Origin of the sequence: Olleya sp. HaHaR_3_96, from assembly GCF_019278545.1 — a bacterium.
In the GTDB taxonomy this organism is placed as follows: domain Bacteria; phylum Bacteroidota; class Bacteroidia; order Flavobacteriales; family Flavobacteriaceae; genus Olleya.
The window spans coordinates 4,133,522-4,149,813 of record NZ_CP058987.1; the positions used below are offsets into that span (position 1 = coordinate 4,133,522).

Consider the following 16,292-nt stretch of genomic DNA (forward strand, 5'->3'; position numbering starts at 1 on the left):
TTTAATGCTTTTTTTTGAGGTAATTTGTAAATTACTGGTGTCTCTATATTTAAATTAATCGAAGAGTAGTCTTTGTTATATGATTATTCTTTTTGACACATTCAACTATCCATTTTTTCTTATTCTAATATTTATAAAAATATTGTACGTCCGTAAACACTCCTAATTTGTCGTTAAAAGCGTATAATTAGTTATTATAAAGCAAGTTATTATGGCTGTTTTTTATATTTGGTGTTCATTTTACGGATGAGCATAGTTGTAGATTACATTTTAAGTCACAAGTGATCAATAAGGAGTTGTTTGTCATCGTTATAGCTCAAGGAATCATTACTGGCTTCAGAACAAATGGAGTTACCAATGTAAATCATGTAAGGCTAAAATATCACTTCGTAGCGGAACTATTATGGAGAGTTCTAAATTGTCATTTATCATTTGGTACAAAATTATTTTTTTTACTAAGTAACATTAAGAAAGGATTTTCCAGTAAAGAAACACAACGTCAGCTTGGCTTGAAACGCTACGAGCCTGTGTGGGCAATGGTTTATAAGTTACGCAAGGCTATGGGCAAACGAGACGATAGCTATACTCTTGAAGGCATAATAGAAGCGTCTCAGCAGGATCACAAAACACAGAAAGCAGACCGTGGTAGCAAGATAAAGTCTAATGAGATGATTATGGCGGAAAGTACAGTTTTAGAGGATCTAGAAACAGGAAAAACAGAGAAATATGCTAGATACTTTAAAACAAAAGTTCTTCCAGATCATAACATCGAAATACAGATAAAACACTACAAAATACCATTAAAAATGATCAATCGCTAGTCATTACAGACCAGAGTACATCCTATATAAACATTGCGAATTATGTGGACATATATATTAGTAAAAAATCTAGTCAACAAACAACTAAAGAGACTCTAAAGTGGGTGCATTTGCAATCAGTAATACTAAAAGGAATTTTGTGTAACCTATCATAAAATAAAAGTAAAACACCTACAACTTTACTTAAATGAATTCATTTATAAGCTTAATCCAAGGTACTTTGGATAAAATATTTGACAGATTAATAATAGCTAGTATTACAGCAAGTGGATACCCAATACATACAATTAAAAATATTATTTTTTTTATTGTGAATAGATTCTAATTGCTAGAATCTATTATTTCCTCAAATAAACACGATTAAAAATGTGTTTTTCATATAAAATAGTCATTCTTTTTAAAGAAGATCCAAAATAGGTTAATTGAACGTATATAAAATTTAATGCTTAAAATATTTTAATCACCAACCTCGATAACTTAAACTGTTATCACTAAAACCGTAATTATGAAAATTAAACATTTATTATTTTGTGCAATTGGTATTTCTATTATGTTGACTTCCTGTCAAAACGAAGAAATTAATCAAGATGAAGATCAACTAATTCAAGAAGAAGTATTGGATCAAAGCGAAGTTGAACTAGCCTATCCAGATCAAATTGGCTCTTTACACAAACTATACTATGGCTTGTCTGAGCTTACTGTTGAAAAAATAGAAGATACTTATGTATTAGATGGCGATATTGTTTTTAGATTAAATCAATTAACTACAACTCCATCTAATGACACAGATAGAAGTGTAGGCCGAACAGGAGGCAGATGGAACAACAACATCGTATATTACCAAATTAATTCTACCTTATCTAATCAACAGCGCGTTTTTGATGCTATTGCCCATTGGGAAGCTAACACATCTGTTCAGTTTGTGCAACGTACAAACCAATCAGACTATGTGTATTTTACACCAGGTAGTGGTTGTTCTTCTTTTGTAGGTAGAATTGGTGGAAGACAAAATATTACTCTAGCTAACGGTTGTACTACGGGAAGTACAATTCATGAAATTGGACATGCAGTAGGTTTATGGCATGAGCAAAGTAGAATTGATAGAAATAATTATATTAATATAAATTTCCAAAATATTCAAGATAATAGAGAAAATAATTTTCAAACCTATGCACAGCAAGGTCAAGATGGTGATGAATACACCTCTTCTCTAGATTTTAACTCTATAATGCTTTATAGTTCTTATGCCTTTTCAAAAAATGGACAACCAACTATAGTCAAAAATGATGGTACTGCATTTAATTCTCAAAGAAGCGGACTATCATCTGGAGATATCCAAGGTATTAATATTATGTATCCTGGAGGAGAAACAGGAGGACGTTTATGCGATGGTGTTTCTGCATGGTCTAGTTCTCAAAATTACCAAGTAGGGGCTAAAGTTACTTATCAAGGGTCTTTATATGAACGAACAAATACAAGGTGGGTAATTATTGGAGAATGTAACTAATCTATAGTTAATAGAATTAAATTTAAAAGACATAAACCAATTGGTTTATGTCTTTTTTTTGGTTTAAAAAGGAATTAAAAATGATATGTTTTAGTGTATCTCGCTTTAGTTTCTGAAAATTTTCTGTCGTGAGTTCTCGAGTTTAAAAGTTTAAATTTTATGATTGTTCCCAAATTTTAAAAGGTAAAATTTTAGCCTAGTAGTTTGGCAACGTTATTTTATACTCAAGTTTTGGTTCAGAAGAAATTTGATATTGTGTATCAATTATTACTGAATCTTTTAAATGTTCAGGAATATTCTGAATACAAATTGGTGTAGTCAAACCGCTATCATTAACACCTATTTTTTCATCTTTATAAACTTGTATTTCCGTAATAATAACAAGTTGATCAAATCCTTTTAACTTTTCACTTTCAATGACAGTTTTCATTTTTGAAAATGATTTTTGTCCCAGGGCTTCTGTTTTTGATTGATTTTGAGGAAATACAGATGCTTTACTAACGTCTAATACTTTCTGTACTTTAATAAAATGTTTTTTTTGAAGTGTTTCTGTTGCAATTCCTATTTTTTTAAGGCCTAGATATAACTCGATTTTTTCAGGTATAAATATTGTATCAAACGTTACTTGTTCCATTAAATTTAAAAAGATAGGAACCTGCTGTTCCTTTGCCAATGCATTTTGCATGGTTTCACTTATAATAATATCGGGTTGATTTTTAGAATCTATTTTAAATTTAGTTGCATCACTATTTATTAAGTCTATGTCAAAGTCTTCTAGTTCTAGTTTTGAAATTATATTTTGTAATATTTTAAAGGTAAATGGATTAACTTCCAATAAGGTGTATTTAATATCTTCTTTAAGGTATCTAAAAATAATAGGAAGTATAAGTGTAGCAAAAGGTCCTGTTCCAGCATACAGAATATGAATTTGTTTTTTATCTTCCTTTCTTTTGTCTTCAATAGCTTTATTTATACCTCTAATAAATTGTCGGGTTCTCAACAAGTCGTCAAGGCAAAGTGCAGCCCAAAACGTACCAAGAGCCTTTCCATTGCTTAGTGCTATGTCCTTTTTTCCTTCTTCTACATCCAGATCTTGCTCACAAATGGTGTTCAAAATAGATTTAAATGCTTTAGAGGCATTTGACAACTTTTGGAAATCAAGTGTGTCTTCAAAATATTCTGATGTAATTCTAATTATTTCTTTTTGAATGTCCATTGTTAATTTATAATCGATGTTATTAATTTTATCTAACCTGTTTATGCATGGTTATGTATTGTTTAATACTAAAATTAATAAATTAAAAAGAATTGAATAGAATATCCGAAGGAATATTCGCAAGTAAGCAGTGACCTAGCAATTAATTATACAATTTAATGTAACCAGTTTTTTTATTTCCAGTTTGTTTCATTGTTCAAAGTCAGTCCCATGGATTTAAATTTTCGTCTTAATTCATTCGAATTATTAATTTCATTCTTTGGAATAATCAGCGAAAGTCCTGTGGATATTTTTAAAAAGAAATGATTTTGAGTCTCGTCAATCTTTTCTATTTCTGATATGTATATTTTTAATTCTCCTGCTTTGTCTTTAGAGAAAATGGAATCTTCTTTTATTTCTATTGTCTCCATTTGTCCAAACCGTTTTGAATAATTCTCATGGATAAATGTTTTGTATTGCTTTTTGTGCGACCATTTGAAATATTTTGGATAGAAAAAACCACTCGTAATGGCTATAAGTCCTAAATATAATGTTAAGGCAATATTCTGGTTTAAATAGAAGTAAAAAGCTGCTAAAACTGACCCAACTGTCATTAGAATCCAACCCTTTTTTTTCTGCTTATTTATCCTTTCAGATTTAGAAGCGTTAAATAATTGAAAGTCTAAAAAATCTTGCTCTTTTATTTTGTATTTGAGTGTCATACTTGAAATGTCTAGTCCTGAAATATGGCTAAAGGTTAAAATTGAAATTGAACTGATAATTTATATACCATATTTAGTGTTTTATAATCTAAAGGTATTCCAAAAGGGAATAGACTTCCATTTAAGCGTATCAAAATTAAGGTAAATACTTAATAAGTAATAAAAAAACAAACCTTTTAAAAAGGCTTGTTTCACTCAATCGATTAAAATAGTATGGGGTTGTGCAACGGTTACCGGTGTTGTGCAACATTTTTTAATTTTATTTAATATTTTATCATTTATGCAATTGTTTTAAATAGCGTTGTTCATTGATAGTGCTTTTAACAATAATAACAATAACAACAATAAGAGAAATACCCCCTGAAACTATAATGTAAGTATAGAATCCATTAGAAAAGTACACCTTAAAGTAAGGCAACAGCAAATAAAATCCAAATATGTAAACTGTTATACAGACTGGTGTAATAATATAATTTATAATTTGTCGGGTTTTGTAATACTTTTTCAGATAGGCGAGGTAAGATTTTTGAGTCATCGAAATGAGTTGCTTTTCTTTGCGATATAACGAAAGAAACTCCAAGATAATTCGTAATGTAAGACTTGAAATCATAAAAATCAAACCTAAATTGAAGGTATTCCACTGATTGAATGCATAATAAAAAGCATAGATTATCAATACAACCACTGTTAACGACAAAACAGTGATACTGATATATTGACTGTTACGTTGCTTCTTTGCTTTTGTGATTATATCTTTGGGATTAAAGTTTGATATATCATTAACTTGAATATCCCATAATTTATTTAAGTTATCATTTTCCATTTGTGATACATTTTAAAAGTGATTTTCGAATACGACTCAATCGTGTTCTTAATGTTCCGTGTGCTAAACCCACGGTATCTGCAATAGTAGTTTGTGGGATGTTTTCTAGTTCTAATAATATCAATGCTTTATTTTGCTCGTTTAGTTGATCTATACAGTGATACATTTTTTTGATATTACCTTCATTGTTGTCATTGTTGTCATCATTGTCACTATTTGACAATAAGTCTTCATTAATAGTGATGCTTTTTCTTGATTTACGTAAATCGCCTAAACAAACATTTACTGCAATTCTATAAATCCAAGTGTCTATAGACGATTTTCCTTTAAATGAGTTTCTATGTTTCCAAACCTTTATAAAAGTCTCCTGAAGCCATTCTTTTGCAAGCTCATTATTACCTGATGCATACCCTAAACATAATCTGTGGATTTTAGAAGCGTGTAAATTATAGATGTTAGTAAATTCTTGTTCTGAAATCATTATTTAGTTGATAATATCGTTTGCATTTGTTTTAAAAACCATTCAGGTTTGTCAAGCATTATAAAATGAGCACTATCTTCCGCTATAATAAAATTGTAATCTTTTAAATTTACATATTGATTTTTATAAGTTTGCTTAACCATTTCCTCTCCATATGGTTGTGACGCTGCAATTATAGTAACTGGAATCGAAATGTTTTTTAAATCTTCTCTAAGATCTAATTTAAGGTAGTCTGTATATCCATAAACATATGTTTTTCTGTCAGATTCTAGTATCCAATTTTTAATTTTTTCTTGAGCTGATTCTTTAAGACTCATACCTTTCGACATTGCTGTGGCAGTTTGCTCAAAGGCTACAGCATCTAGTGCTAGTTGTTGATTATTATATGGACTTTCATAAATTAAGTTTTCAGGGTTGAAATCAGGAATCATCAATGCGCCAGAAGCAGGAAGCGCATCAATTAATATAATTTTAGAAAGTTTTAAATCGTTTTGTGCAGCAAGCCAAGTGGCAATTGTTCCGCCCAAACTGTGACCAATTATGGTAGCATTTTGTAAATCATTTTTTAATATATATTTTTTTAGAGACTCGTTGACTTTAGGTAACCAAGGAAATTCTATTGCTTCTTTTCCTCCAAAACCAGCTAATGTTACTATGTGGCATTCGTAATTCTTTTCAAGTTCCTTTACAAATGGATTCCAAATGTCTCCAGGAACAGCAAAGCCAGGAATTAATACTATAGGTTTACCTTTTCCTGTAACTTCTACACTGATAGGTTGACTTTCATTTTTTGCATAAATAGATAAAGAAAATACGAATGAGACTAATAATAAAATAAGATTTTTCATTGTTTTTAAGTTTTGATTTCCCTTTAGATGTGGAAATCAAAAAATGTTACATCTTATTTTAAAAGTGACATAAAATAGGGTCCATTTATTCTTCGATAATGGTTGGTCTAAATGTTAGTTAAGGGACAAAGTTTACACAATACATTACTTATTTTACTTAAAATCAGCAATCTGTTTTTCAAATTTTCCGCTGTCTTTGAATGCGCAAAGATTTCCATCTGGGTCCAAAAATTTCGCAATCGTTCCCCAAGAATGTTCTTGATAATCAACTTTTATATTTTCTGCGGTTAGTTTTTCCACAAGTAATTTTACATTCGGCACATTCATCCGCAAGCAAGTTCTAAATCGTTCCGTTTCTGTTTTTTGTCCAATATATTCATCATCCAATTCCACCATTAGATATGATTGTCCAAATTTAAAGCAAGTCAGATTTTCGCTTTCAAACATTTTTTTCAGTCCGAGAATACTTTCATAAAACTCAACACACTTTTTATATTCGATTGCATATAATATAATTCCTGTTCGGTTAAATTCCATTCAGATTGGTTTTTTCAGCTGTCTAGTCCTGAAATATGCTACAGGTTAAAATTGAATTTAGGCTGATAATTTATATACCCTATTTGGTATTTTATAATCTAAAGATAAATGTAATCTTACTTCGTTGTATAAATTAATTGCCTTTTTTGTAGGTCTCTTTGCGTGTGTTACACTATCAAAAGTGTGGTCTAGGTAGAACTCCTCTTTTATATCTGTGTGTATACATGACTACAGTATTGTATCATTTGGTACGTTTAATTCGCCGCATGATACTTATAAAGCAGGTCCAGATGGATTTGTTCACGATTTAGATCAGGATCACTATGTCTATCCAGAAGGAGAGATTATTCCTTTTAAGAAAGTCTTTAAAGTTTGCAAAAAAAAGTGAAGGAAAAGCACTTGGATTTTTGTGTTTTGAAACAATAGCACTTTATAAGGCTACAAACTTCCATTTAAGCGGATCAAAAACAAGATAAAACCTAATAAATAATAAAAAACAAGCCTTTTAAAAAGGCTTATTTTGCTTATTCTATTAGAAAATTATGGGTTGTGCAACGGTTACCGGTGTTGCCCACAGTTTTTATTCCTCGCTGTATTCATAAATTCGTTCGGTTTTCCCGTTTAATTTTCGGAAATGACCAATTATATTTTCAAATTTTGGTTCGATTTTAAAAGTTCCATATTCGTCTATAAAACCCCCTTTTCCATTTATTTTCACAGGTGCTAAATCATATTTATAACCTCGAGCATCGTCAAATTTGAAATCAATAATTATGTCTCCTTTATTATTAATATAGCCATATTTTCCATTTCGTTTTGCTATTGCCAATCCATTCTGACCAAAATATGTAAGGCTCTCATAAATCGGTTTTATTAGAATAGTACCAGTTGTATCTGCTAATCCACACTTCGCGTTAGTTAAATACCAACAGTTATATTTCTGTTTTCTCCTTTTTGTTCAAATTCTTACATGATTCAACTTGCATGCACTTCTACTAATTGTTGCCAACGTGATTGTCTACAATTACTATCATGTTCAAGCACCTAATTTGGTAAATAAATAACAGATATAATATGCCACAAGAATATCCGTAAGTAATCTACAACCCTTTAATTTTAAAATTTTGACTTCTATTAATTAAATTTAAATTAAAAGAGTCGGCTTTTTTACTTACGATCAAATACCGTTGCCTAAGCATAAGTTTGGATTATTAATTGATTTTTCCGTCTACCTCTTTAAGTATTTTGTAAACCGTTTCTTTATTACCCTCATTATATCTTCTTACCCAAAATGAATACAAATAAAATATTCGCTTACTATAACCAAAATCGATATCAGAGCCATATTCAAGGGAAGTTTTAAAATCACCACCATTGTATACAAATTCGCTTACTGTATCACTACAATTTTTTATAAACTCATCCCTCATATCATGATATTTATATTCTTTCATAATGTGATGTAGTCTTTGGCATTCATCATCATCCATTTCATCATAGGTTAAAAGTAAACCTTTTAAAACATCATATAGTTTTTGATCTTTGGGTAAAAAATCGTTGTTAAACAAAAACGCGATGTAATCTATCAAATTGGTATTAAAAATTTCATCTATATTCTCTGGAGTTCTATCAAAATAACTATATTCTTTGTTTAATTTTGTCATTACTTCTGTAGAATATTCTGAAAAACGTTGAAGCCACATGTCGTTTCTAGCAATAAAAATAGAATTTTCAGCAATGAACCGTTCAAAGTAGTTATTATTAATATCCAACTCAGCTATTATATAGTTTAAAATGTCCTCATTAAAATCAAATGCTGAGAATTCGTCATCTAAAATTTTTGATTCTACTGCGTTTTTTTTCGAGTTTAATTTGTCTGTTTCAATTTCGGCAGGGAATTGATCTTTAAATTTTTTAACAATAGAAAAGACTACCTCAGAATTTCCTTCATTGTATCTTCTTGCCCAAAACGAGTAGATTTTAAATAATTTATAATCTAAATCATAATTACTCTCAAAATCCATTATTTCGGTCACATCTGTTGAATATTTGGATGTGATTAACTCATAATATGCATGGACATCTTTTTCTGTTGAAGCTTGCATTAAAAATTCTGGATCATTTTTTAATTCTTCATACGCTTTTATAAAACCATCTAGCCACAAATTAGTCCTACTACTAATATAATTATTGTTATCGATAATCATTTTAACCAATATTTCTATTTCGTTATCTCCAAAAAAGTTTTTAATATTTTCCGGTGTTCTATCAAATACCTTCATAAAGTAATGTCCTATAAATGCATCGCCATTTATCTCAAGGCTATCAATAAATTCCCCCTTGTACAATAAGATTGTAGATACTTCTAATTCGTTAAAAAAAAAGGTTTTTTGTAAATATTCAAAGTTTTCAAAAATATTCTTTTTAATTAAATTCAAACTATCATTCAAAACCACTGTATCTTCTGTGTTAATCAAGCTCGCATTTGAGGTTAAATTTTCTATTGTATCAAGACTTCTATTAAAAGGCACTAACTCCTCTGTAGTACTTTTTAATTCTTTAGGTTTTTTTTCGTTTTGACATGAGGCTGTCAATACTATTGATAGGGTAATTATAATTTTTTTTAAAAAGTTCATAATAAGTTTAAGTATTATTTAGTCGTGTGTAAAAGCAATTAAATTACAGGTAGAACGTCTGCGAGGACTTTCGAAAGTAAGCAATAAATTATATACTGTGGTGCCTACAGTTATTTATTCGCTATCTTTTGAAATGATTCATTCGATATGTATCTTTTAGCTTCGTATGATAATTTTATATCAAGTTTGTTAGCTTGAATTTGACTTTTACGAATATTTAAACGAGTAATATCAGACAATACTTCGCCAGAAAGAGTTTTATAAAATACCTCTATAAAAAAAACATTATTATCCTCCGTTATTGAAATTTCCTGTTGAAAACTTGATTGCTCATTTGGTTTTATAAAGTCTAATGTAGTAATACTATAATTCAAGATATCATCATAATAACTATTATCTAAAATTTCTTGATACGTATTAGCTTTTGTAATAGCAACTACTGGGTCTAAAGCAGGTTGAATTCCAATATTATTAACAATTAATTTTATTAAAAGTTTTGGCGCTGAATAAGATGTTAATTCAAATTGGGTTAATAAATATGGTGTTTTTCCTGATTTAATGAGTGTGTCTAATTTTATATTTGTTATGTCTTTTTCTAAATCAATAGATAACCTTTCTTTCAAATCTATACTATTGCTAAATGAATAGTACCAATTATTAATATTTGCATTTGTTAGCTTTGAATGTTCCTTAATTATATCAAATAGTCCTAAATCTTTAGCTCCAACCCAGTTTAATTTAGTAGCATCTTTTGTTTTTCTATATAAGTTATAATCAGCTTCAAGCCTATCTCTCATATAAAATAAAACGGGTTTATTTTCTTTAATAGCTTCCTTGTATTCAAGGTGAGTTGCTGAAATATCTTCAAATCCAGAATTACCTAATTTTGGACCATATCTTTTAGAAAGAATTATAACCACAAGGTCTGAATTCCTTAAATTAATTAAACAAGTTTCAATAGAGTTGGTATTCGTTTTAATATTAAAATCACTATTCAATTGATCAGACATTATTGATGTCAATCCTGACTCCTTTAAAAGTAAGTTTATTTCAGCACGAATATCTATTAAATCGTAACAAGTTGAACTGATAAATATCTTCATTTTTTTTTAATTGTAGGTAACGTGATTGTGTATGGTTAGATTCTGTGTTAATTTACAACAAAAAATTCATATTTTTTTTATATTTTTATTTTTCAAAACGGCTTCGAGCTAGTTTCTAAAGGGCAGTTTCTATTTCTAATAGAGTTGCTCTTTTTTGTTGCTCATAATTTTGAATAAAACCTTCTTTATTTTTATAAACGACGTAAATTAATTCTAATAATTTTCTTTGAACAGCAATCAGTCCTTTCATTTTCACACCACTTTTAGCCGTTAATCTCAAATATAATTCTTTATGGGTTTTATTATATTTTACTGCAGATAATGATGGTAAATGCATCGCTTTTCTCAAATTACGATTTCCTTTTTTTGATATCCTTGTTTTAGACCTTATAGATGTTCCAGATTGTTTTTCTTTTATATCTAAACCTGCATAACTGGTGATTTGTTTTTTATTTCTAATCAGTTCAAATCCATTTGTTTCTGCTATAACAATTACCGCTGTTAGCATCCCTACACCAGGAATTGTGCAAATATTTTTTAATTCTTTTTTTAATTGAGTATCCTTATTTACTATATTTTGAATTTCTATCTTAATCTCCTTTTCTTGTTGGTTAAGAAATTCAATTCTAGTTTTTAAACGCTTTAAACTACTTTTATTAGGTTCTGCTTCAGTTTTTTCTGCATGCAGTTGGTTCTTCACAATTACGCGTTCATCTACTATTTGGCTTCGCTCTCTGGTAAGTTGCTGTAGCTCTTTGTATACTTTTTTTGGTTTCGTCCAACACTCTAATTTTCGTTCTAAACCAAATTGACAAATGGCTTGTGATGCTGTTTTGTCAGTAATGGTTCTTACATTAAGAGTTCTCATATAATTACTAATCTTATTTGGTAATACGATAGTTAAATTACATTTTTTTTTATCTAAATAATACGCGAATTTTTGATGATAAACACCTGTTGCTTCCATTACAAACTGTAGCTTTATCTCTTTATTTATAATTGGATCTAGCCATTTGAGTAAGGCAGCAAAACCTATTTTATTATTTTTAAAGACTTTGTAAGCATAAAGATCTAACGTGAAATCATTATACATTTTTCCTAGAGTTACTACTAGTTCTTTTTGAGCTACGTCAATACCCAAGACTTGTTTTAAGATTTGTTTCATTTTACATGGTTTTTAATAGCATATAAAGTGAGTATCTTTCCTCGTTTTTTCTCCTAGTGGATATTCTGGATATAACTATTTATAATTATTCCTTACATTCTGTTCAAACTCTAAAAGATATAAAAAAAGTGAGGTGATTTCTAACCAACAATATACTTTTAGAGTTATTTAGTTGCGTGCGTACTCTCACTTTTTTCACTTTATTCTTGCTAAATTTATATATGAATTAACTTCCTTTACAAACATAGGAGTTGCGTGGTTAAGCAACTAATTTAGCAAATAAATCACGGATAGAAAATTCCAGCGGAATTTTCGTAAGTCGGCAGTGACCCAAGCAATTAATTATACACGGTGTTGTGCGTTCGTTTTTTATTAGTTACATCCGATTTTTGGAACGCATAACATTGGTGGTAAACCTCCAAGTATTGAAATTCCAATATTTTCAGATTCGTGATTAAAATATAATATCTTGCTTTCTATTCGTGTTGGTAATTCGTCAGGCATTCCCATTCGGTAGATTATTGCTTTCTCGATATTTTCATTAATAAAAGCAATATTACTTATTCCACGAGGCGATTCCATTTCTCCGATTCCGATAATTTTAAAATTTGTAAGTACGTGATAGAAATTCTGATTATCTAAATCCCTTAATTGACCTAAATATGTAATTTCAGTTTTAGTATGTTCGTCAGTCAATATTTGTTTTTCCGATACTTTTTTTTCAGAAATAAATTGCTTGTAAAATTTTAATTCTGATTGACCAAAAGTATATTTCTCAGTCAATTCCTTTCCGTGCATATTATCATTGAAAACTAAAGTGTCTAAAATTAAGTCAGATTTAATTTTTTCCGTTTCTGCTTGGTATTCCGCAATTCGGTTATTCCACGTGTCAATTTGCTTCTGCTTTTGATTACAGCTAATCAACAGAATTAAAATTGGAATTATATGTGTAATTTTTCTTTTCACGATGGTTTTCTCAAATGACGCACAACGTTGTTCTTTACTTTATACTCATTATAAAAGTAGTTATTACTTTTACTAGGAAACAAGAGGAGAACTAGAACGTTGTTTAGAATAATAGTTCCATTATACGTATAAGTCCTCTTGTCTTTCTTAGGTTGCTTTAGGACCATTTGGAATACCAGGAATCACTTCCTAATAAAGGTGATAGTCATAGCAACATTTATTAATCATTCCTCTTTGAGTAGGAACAATATTTAAAAATATGAAAAAATATGTAGATGTTATCGGTATTGATGTATCTAAATTAACAATTGATGCACATATTTATAATAGAGGCATTCACCGTGTGTTTTCCAATACTTCAAAAGGTTACAAAGCACTATTATCTTGGGTCGAAAAGTACCTTGGTAAAGACCTCTATTTTTTTTGTTTTGAGAATACAGGTCATTACTCTACAAATCTTAGTGTTTATTTATCAGAAAACAACATAGATTATGTAGAAGAAAGTCCTTTGACCATTAAACGATCTTCCGGAATTATTAGAGGAAAAACAGATCAGCTTGATTCCGCAATGATTGCGAGATATGCATGGCTTTACAAAGAAGAGTTGACTCTAAGTAGTCCAAAAGCGCAAGATATTCAAGAGCTAGGACGTTTGTTATCCTTTAGAGAACAGCTAGTACGAGACCGTACAGGTAAGATGAGTAGTCTTAAAGAAATGCAGACTTTGCTTAGTAGTCCATCGACTGATGATTGTTGTATAATTGTCAAAAAGATGATTCATTATCTTACAAAACAAATTACAACACTTGAGCAAAGTATTAAAAAACTAATACGAAGTGATGAGTTATTGGAAAAGAATTATCAGCTTTTAAATACCTTAAAAGGGGTTGGTTTAATATTATCTTGTCAATTGTTATACCACACGAACAATTTTAAGCGGTTTGATAGTTGGCGTCAGTTTTCAAGTTATTGTGGTGTAGCTCCTTTTGCGCACAGTTCAGGAACCAGTATTTACCGGAAAAACAGAATTCATAAGATAGGAGACCGGAAAATGAAAACACTCTTAACACTTGCCAGTGTTAGCGCAATACAGTGCGATAAAGAATTAAAACAGTATTACGAGAAAAAAGTTGCAGAAGGTAAACCAAAACTGGTGGCTTTAAATAATGTTAGAAATAAGATTTTGTCAAGAGCTTTCGCAGTGGTAAAAAGAGGAACACCTTATGTCGAATTACAAAAATTTGCAGCCTAGTAAAAAGGTCTTTAAATAATTAGGTTTTGACCTTGGAATACGTATAAGATTAGTTGCGTGTTTTAAGCACTAAAGTTAGCAAATAAATCACAGATAGAAAGTCCGCGAGGACTTTCGTAAATTAGCTAAAACCAGCAATTAAATTTATACGGTGTTGTAAAACGTTTTTACTTATACATATTTTTTCTTTGATTAAATAAATCATTTTCAGATTCTAGTTCTTTTGCTATTTCCTTTCCTAATTCATTTAATTCAATTTCTAAAGGCTCATCAAGATTTCCTTTTATTAAGTCGTAAAAAAATAGTTCTTCTAAATCTCTAATAAAGTCCGAAGATTTCCCCCATTTGTCAACTAAGTTTTCCCACTTATCTTTATGCAGATATAATTCAGAAAGAGAGCGAGAGTCTCTTACCTTAGATTTTAATCGGAATTTGTCTCTTCTCCTTAAAATCGCTTTAATTTTTGTTTTTTCAGAAGGTTGAGATTTTGTTGATTCAATTATTTCATTTACAATATCGTCTGTTTCTTCTTCTTCTTTTTCTTTTCTTTTTTCTAAACGTTTTTCGTCTCTTTCGTTATTATACTTTTGTTCTAAATATTTGGAATAAAAAGAATCTTCCTGCATTTCAGGTCTGAATCTCGTTTGTAATAAAAAAAGACTTATCAAAAATATTGGAACGTTAACAATTGTTGCAATAACCAATGCACCTGTTACCCAAGATGGTTCTGTTATTTGTGAACTAGCAGTCAAAAATGATGCATTCACTAAAATCAATCCAATTAACCAAGCAGCTAGTAATTGAATTGGTTTTGTTATTTTATCTGGATTTATTCTTTGGTTATTCATTTGTTTTAAATGTTTTACAACTCGTTATATGGAAACTTTTGTTGCGGATATCCCCTAAATATTACGGGATATCCGCACTTTTTGTTCCTGATTTCGGTTTTAAAAAGCTAAGCTACAACTTATAAAATTGTCTTACAATACGTAGAACTACGTATTTTTTTTTTGTGAAGAGGACTAGGCAAAAAGCTAAAGATTTCAGTTTGTGGACTATTACGGAAAACTTCATTATAATACAGACATACTATAACCAATTAAAATAAAGGATGTCGCTCCTTGATAACACTAAGTTAGAAGTGGCAGAAAAACGATTTAATTTAGAATTCGAAAATTTACTATACAAACGTGCTGCTGTTGTTAAACAAAAAGGCCTCTTTAATAATTAAAGAGGCCTTTTTAATATCTATTTTAAAAGTAATTAATCCCGTAGTAAAGGCATGGTGCTACAACGTAATAATCCTTCTTGTTTAGCTATCTCTGCATATGGTACTTCTTCAACAGTAAAACCATTGTCTCTTAACCATGTGTTTAATCGGGTAAAGTTTTTTTCAGAAATAATAACATTTTCAGAAATACTAAAGATGTTACTATTCATATTAAACATTTCGTCCTTAGAAATAATAAAACAATTCTCTTTTCCAAAGTATGCTAACAACCATTCAAATTCAGTGTCATCTCTAAAACCTTCTTTGTGCAAAATAGCTTTATTGGTCCCTATGGGTTGAAAACAACAATCTAAATGCAATGCATTATCATGCGCATTAGTTTGTGACTTATTAAGATCAAAACTTTTAACCTTTTTATGCGGAAATTGTTCCGTAATAAAATCTACGCCTGCCTTATTTGTTCTAGCGACAATATAATCCGAGTAATCTGCTCCTCTATACGTTCCGATAAAAATATAATCGTTACACAGCATCACATCTCCTCCTTCTATATGCACTTCTTCTGGTGGACGAATGACCTTTTTAGGATCTATTTGATCAATGATATATTGAATAGCCTCTAGTTCGTTCTCACGTTCGGGAAGGATATTTGCTTTAACAAAAACATCGTCAATCACAAAAGCAATATCACGAGCAAAAATTTGATTACAATCCTGGATTAATTCTGGTCTATATACTTTGACATCATACTTATCAAAAATAGCAGCAACTGCTTCCATTTCTTTAACCATATCCGACTCTACAGGATATGTTCCTGCTTTGATATGCAATAAAGATTTAGGATCGTAAGCCTCTTCTAATTTAGGCGTTGGCCCATTACTAACTGCTGTTCCTAAAACAACTGCGCGTAATCTTGATGTTTCGTTTTTTACATTTAGTTCTAACATAAAATAAAGATATAAAAAAGCTCCATAAAGATTTATGAAGCTTTTTATTATAGTAATA

17 protein-coding genes and 2 pseudogenes are annotated in these 16,292 nt (G+C 29.9%); 4 read left to right on the forward strand and 15 right to left on the reverse strand.

Features of this window, described 5'->3' with window-relative positions; translation table 11 throughout:
- Window positions 1-215: 215 nt before the first annotated feature.
- Both H0I26_RS18275 and H0I26_RS18280 read left to right on the forward strand, forming a co-directional pair.
- Window positions 216-1,146: pseudogene (locus H0I26_RS18275) on the forward strand (IS1595 family transposase).
- 180 nt (window positions 1,147-1,326) lie between these two features.
- Window positions 1,327-2,328, forward strand: coding sequence for a M12 family metallopeptidase (locus tag H0I26_RS18280; protein ID WP_218700309.1), 1,002 nt, complete (start codon window positions 1,327-1,329; stop codon window positions 2,326-2,328).
- A gap of 196 nt (window positions 2,329-2,524) precedes the next feature.
- Here H0I26_RS18280 and H0I26_RS18285 read toward each other — a convergent pair whose 3' ends face one another.
- The 7 genes from H0I26_RS18285 to H0I26_RS19940 all read right to left on the reverse strand — a co-directional run bounded on the left by H0I26_RS18285 (window position 2,525) and on the right by H0I26_RS19940 (window position 7,156).
- Window positions 2,525-3,544, reverse strand: coding sequence for a hypothetical protein (locus tag H0I26_RS18285; RefSeq protein ID WP_218700310.1), 1,020 nt, complete (start codon window positions 3,542-3,544; stop codon window positions 2,525-2,527).
- 173 nt (window positions 3,545-3,717) lie between these two features.
- Window positions 3,718-4,245 (reverse strand): YcxB family protein, encoded by a 528-nt coding sequence (locus H0I26_RS18290; protein ID WP_218700311.1) that lies wholly within the window; start codon window positions 4,243-4,245, stop codon window positions 3,718-3,720.
- Window positions 4,246-4,519: 274 nt separating this feature from the next.
- Entirely contained in the window at window positions 4,520-5,068 is a 549-nt protein-coding gene (locus H0I26_RS18295) for a hypothetical protein (protein ID WP_218700312.1), read from the reverse strand.
- Window positions 5,058-5,549, reverse strand: coding sequence for an RNA polymerase sigma factor (locus H0I26_RS18300; protein ID WP_218700313.1), 492 nt, complete (start codon window positions 5,547-5,549; stop codon window positions 5,058-5,060). Before H0I26_RS18300 ends, H0I26_RS18295 begins: the two co-directional genes overlap by 11 nt.
- Window positions 5,549-6,397: an alpha/beta fold hydrolase gene (locus H0I26_RS18305; protein WP_218700314.1), complete on the reverse strand. Its 849-nt coding sequence runs from the start codon at window positions 6,395-6,397 to the stop codon at window positions 5,549-5,551. Before H0I26_RS18305 ends, H0I26_RS18300 begins: the two co-directional genes overlap by 1 nt.
- Window positions 6,398-6,550: 153 nt before the next feature.
- Window positions 6,551-6,934 (reverse strand): VOC family protein, encoded by a 384-nt coding sequence (locus H0I26_RS18310; RefSeq protein WP_218700315.1) that lies wholly within the window; start codon window positions 6,932-6,934, stop codon window positions 6,551-6,553.
- Between the two features lie 57 nt (window positions 6,935-6,991).
- Entirely contained in the window at window positions 6,992-7,156 is a 165-nt protein-coding gene (locus tag H0I26_RS19940) for an integrase core domain-containing protein (RefSeq protein ID WP_218702117.1), read from the reverse strand.
- On the opposite strand from H0I26_RS19940, the gene H0I26_RS18320 reads away from it, so the two are divergent.
- A complete protein-coding gene (locus H0I26_RS18320; RefSeq protein WP_218700316.1) occupies window positions 7,149-7,322 on the forward strand; it encodes a hypothetical protein in 174 nt (57 codons plus the stop codon). The two genes, H0I26_RS19940 and H0I26_RS18320, sit on opposite strands and share 8 nt — an antisense overlap.
- A 192-nt stretch (window positions 7,323-7,514) precedes the next feature.
- Here H0I26_RS18320 and H0I26_RS19825 read toward each other — a convergent pair whose 3' ends face one another.
- The 6 genes and pseudogenes from H0I26_RS19825 to H0I26_RS18345 form a co-directional block, all read right to left on the reverse strand.
- Window positions 7,515-7,652, reverse strand: a complete 138-nt coding sequence (locus tag H0I26_RS19825; RefSeq protein ID WP_256935346.1) for a hypothetical protein — start codon at window positions 7,650-7,652, stop codon at window positions 7,515-7,517.
- Window positions 7,647-7,826, reverse strand: a pseudogene (locus H0I26_RS19830) (WG repeat-containing protein); the annotation flags it as partial. The pseudogene H0I26_RS19830 and the gene H0I26_RS19825, both read right to left, overlap by 6 nt.
- Window positions 7,827-8,145: 319 nt before the next feature.
- Entirely contained in the window at window positions 8,146-9,570 is a 1,425-nt protein-coding gene (locus tag H0I26_RS18330; RefSeq protein WP_218700318.1) for a hypothetical protein, read from the reverse strand.
- A 110-nt stretch (window positions 9,571-9,680) separates the two neighbouring features.
- The gene (locus H0I26_RS18335; protein WP_218700319.1) at window positions 9,681-10,673 is read right to left on the reverse strand and encodes a DUF4062 domain-containing protein; all 993 of its coding nucleotides are present in this window, start codon (window positions 10,671-10,673) and stop codon (window positions 9,681-9,683) included.
- Between the two features lie 115 nt (window positions 10,674-10,788).
- Window positions 10,789-11,838 (reverse strand): IS110 family transposase, encoded by a 1,050-nt coding sequence (locus H0I26_RS18340; RefSeq protein ID WP_218700320.1) that lies wholly within the window; start codon window positions 11,836-11,838, stop codon window positions 10,789-10,791.
- Window positions 11,839-12,210: 372 nt separating this feature from the next.
- On the reverse strand, window positions 12,211-12,804 hold the full coding sequence (locus H0I26_RS18345; RefSeq protein ID WP_218700321.1) for a hypothetical protein: 594 nt from the start codon (window positions 12,802-12,804) through the stop codon (window positions 12,211-12,213).
- A 259-nt stretch (window positions 12,805-13,063) separates the two neighbouring features.
- On the opposite strand from H0I26_RS18345, the gene H0I26_RS18350 reads away from it, so the two are divergent.
- Window positions 13,064-14,056 (forward strand): transposase, encoded by a 993-nt coding sequence (locus tag H0I26_RS18350; RefSeq protein WP_218699631.1) that lies wholly within the window; start codon window positions 13,064-13,066, stop codon window positions 14,054-14,056.
- 167 nt (window positions 14,057-14,223) lie between these two features.
- Here the strand turns inward: H0I26_RS18350 and H0I26_RS18355 are convergent, their stop codons facing one another.
- Both H0I26_RS18355 and H0I26_RS18360 read right to left on the reverse strand, forming a co-directional pair.
- On the reverse strand, window positions 14,224-14,904 hold the full coding sequence (locus H0I26_RS18355) for a hypothetical protein (protein WP_218700322.1): 681 nt from the start codon (window positions 14,902-14,904) through the stop codon (window positions 14,224-14,226).
- Between the two features lie 415 nt (window positions 14,905-15,319).
- Window positions 15,320-16,234: a dimethylarginine dimethylaminohydrolase family protein gene (locus H0I26_RS18360; RefSeq protein ID WP_101020205.1), complete on the reverse strand. Its 915-nt coding sequence runs from the start codon at window positions 16,232-16,234 to the stop codon at window positions 15,320-15,322.
- Window positions 16,235-16,292: the final 58 nt, after the last annotated feature.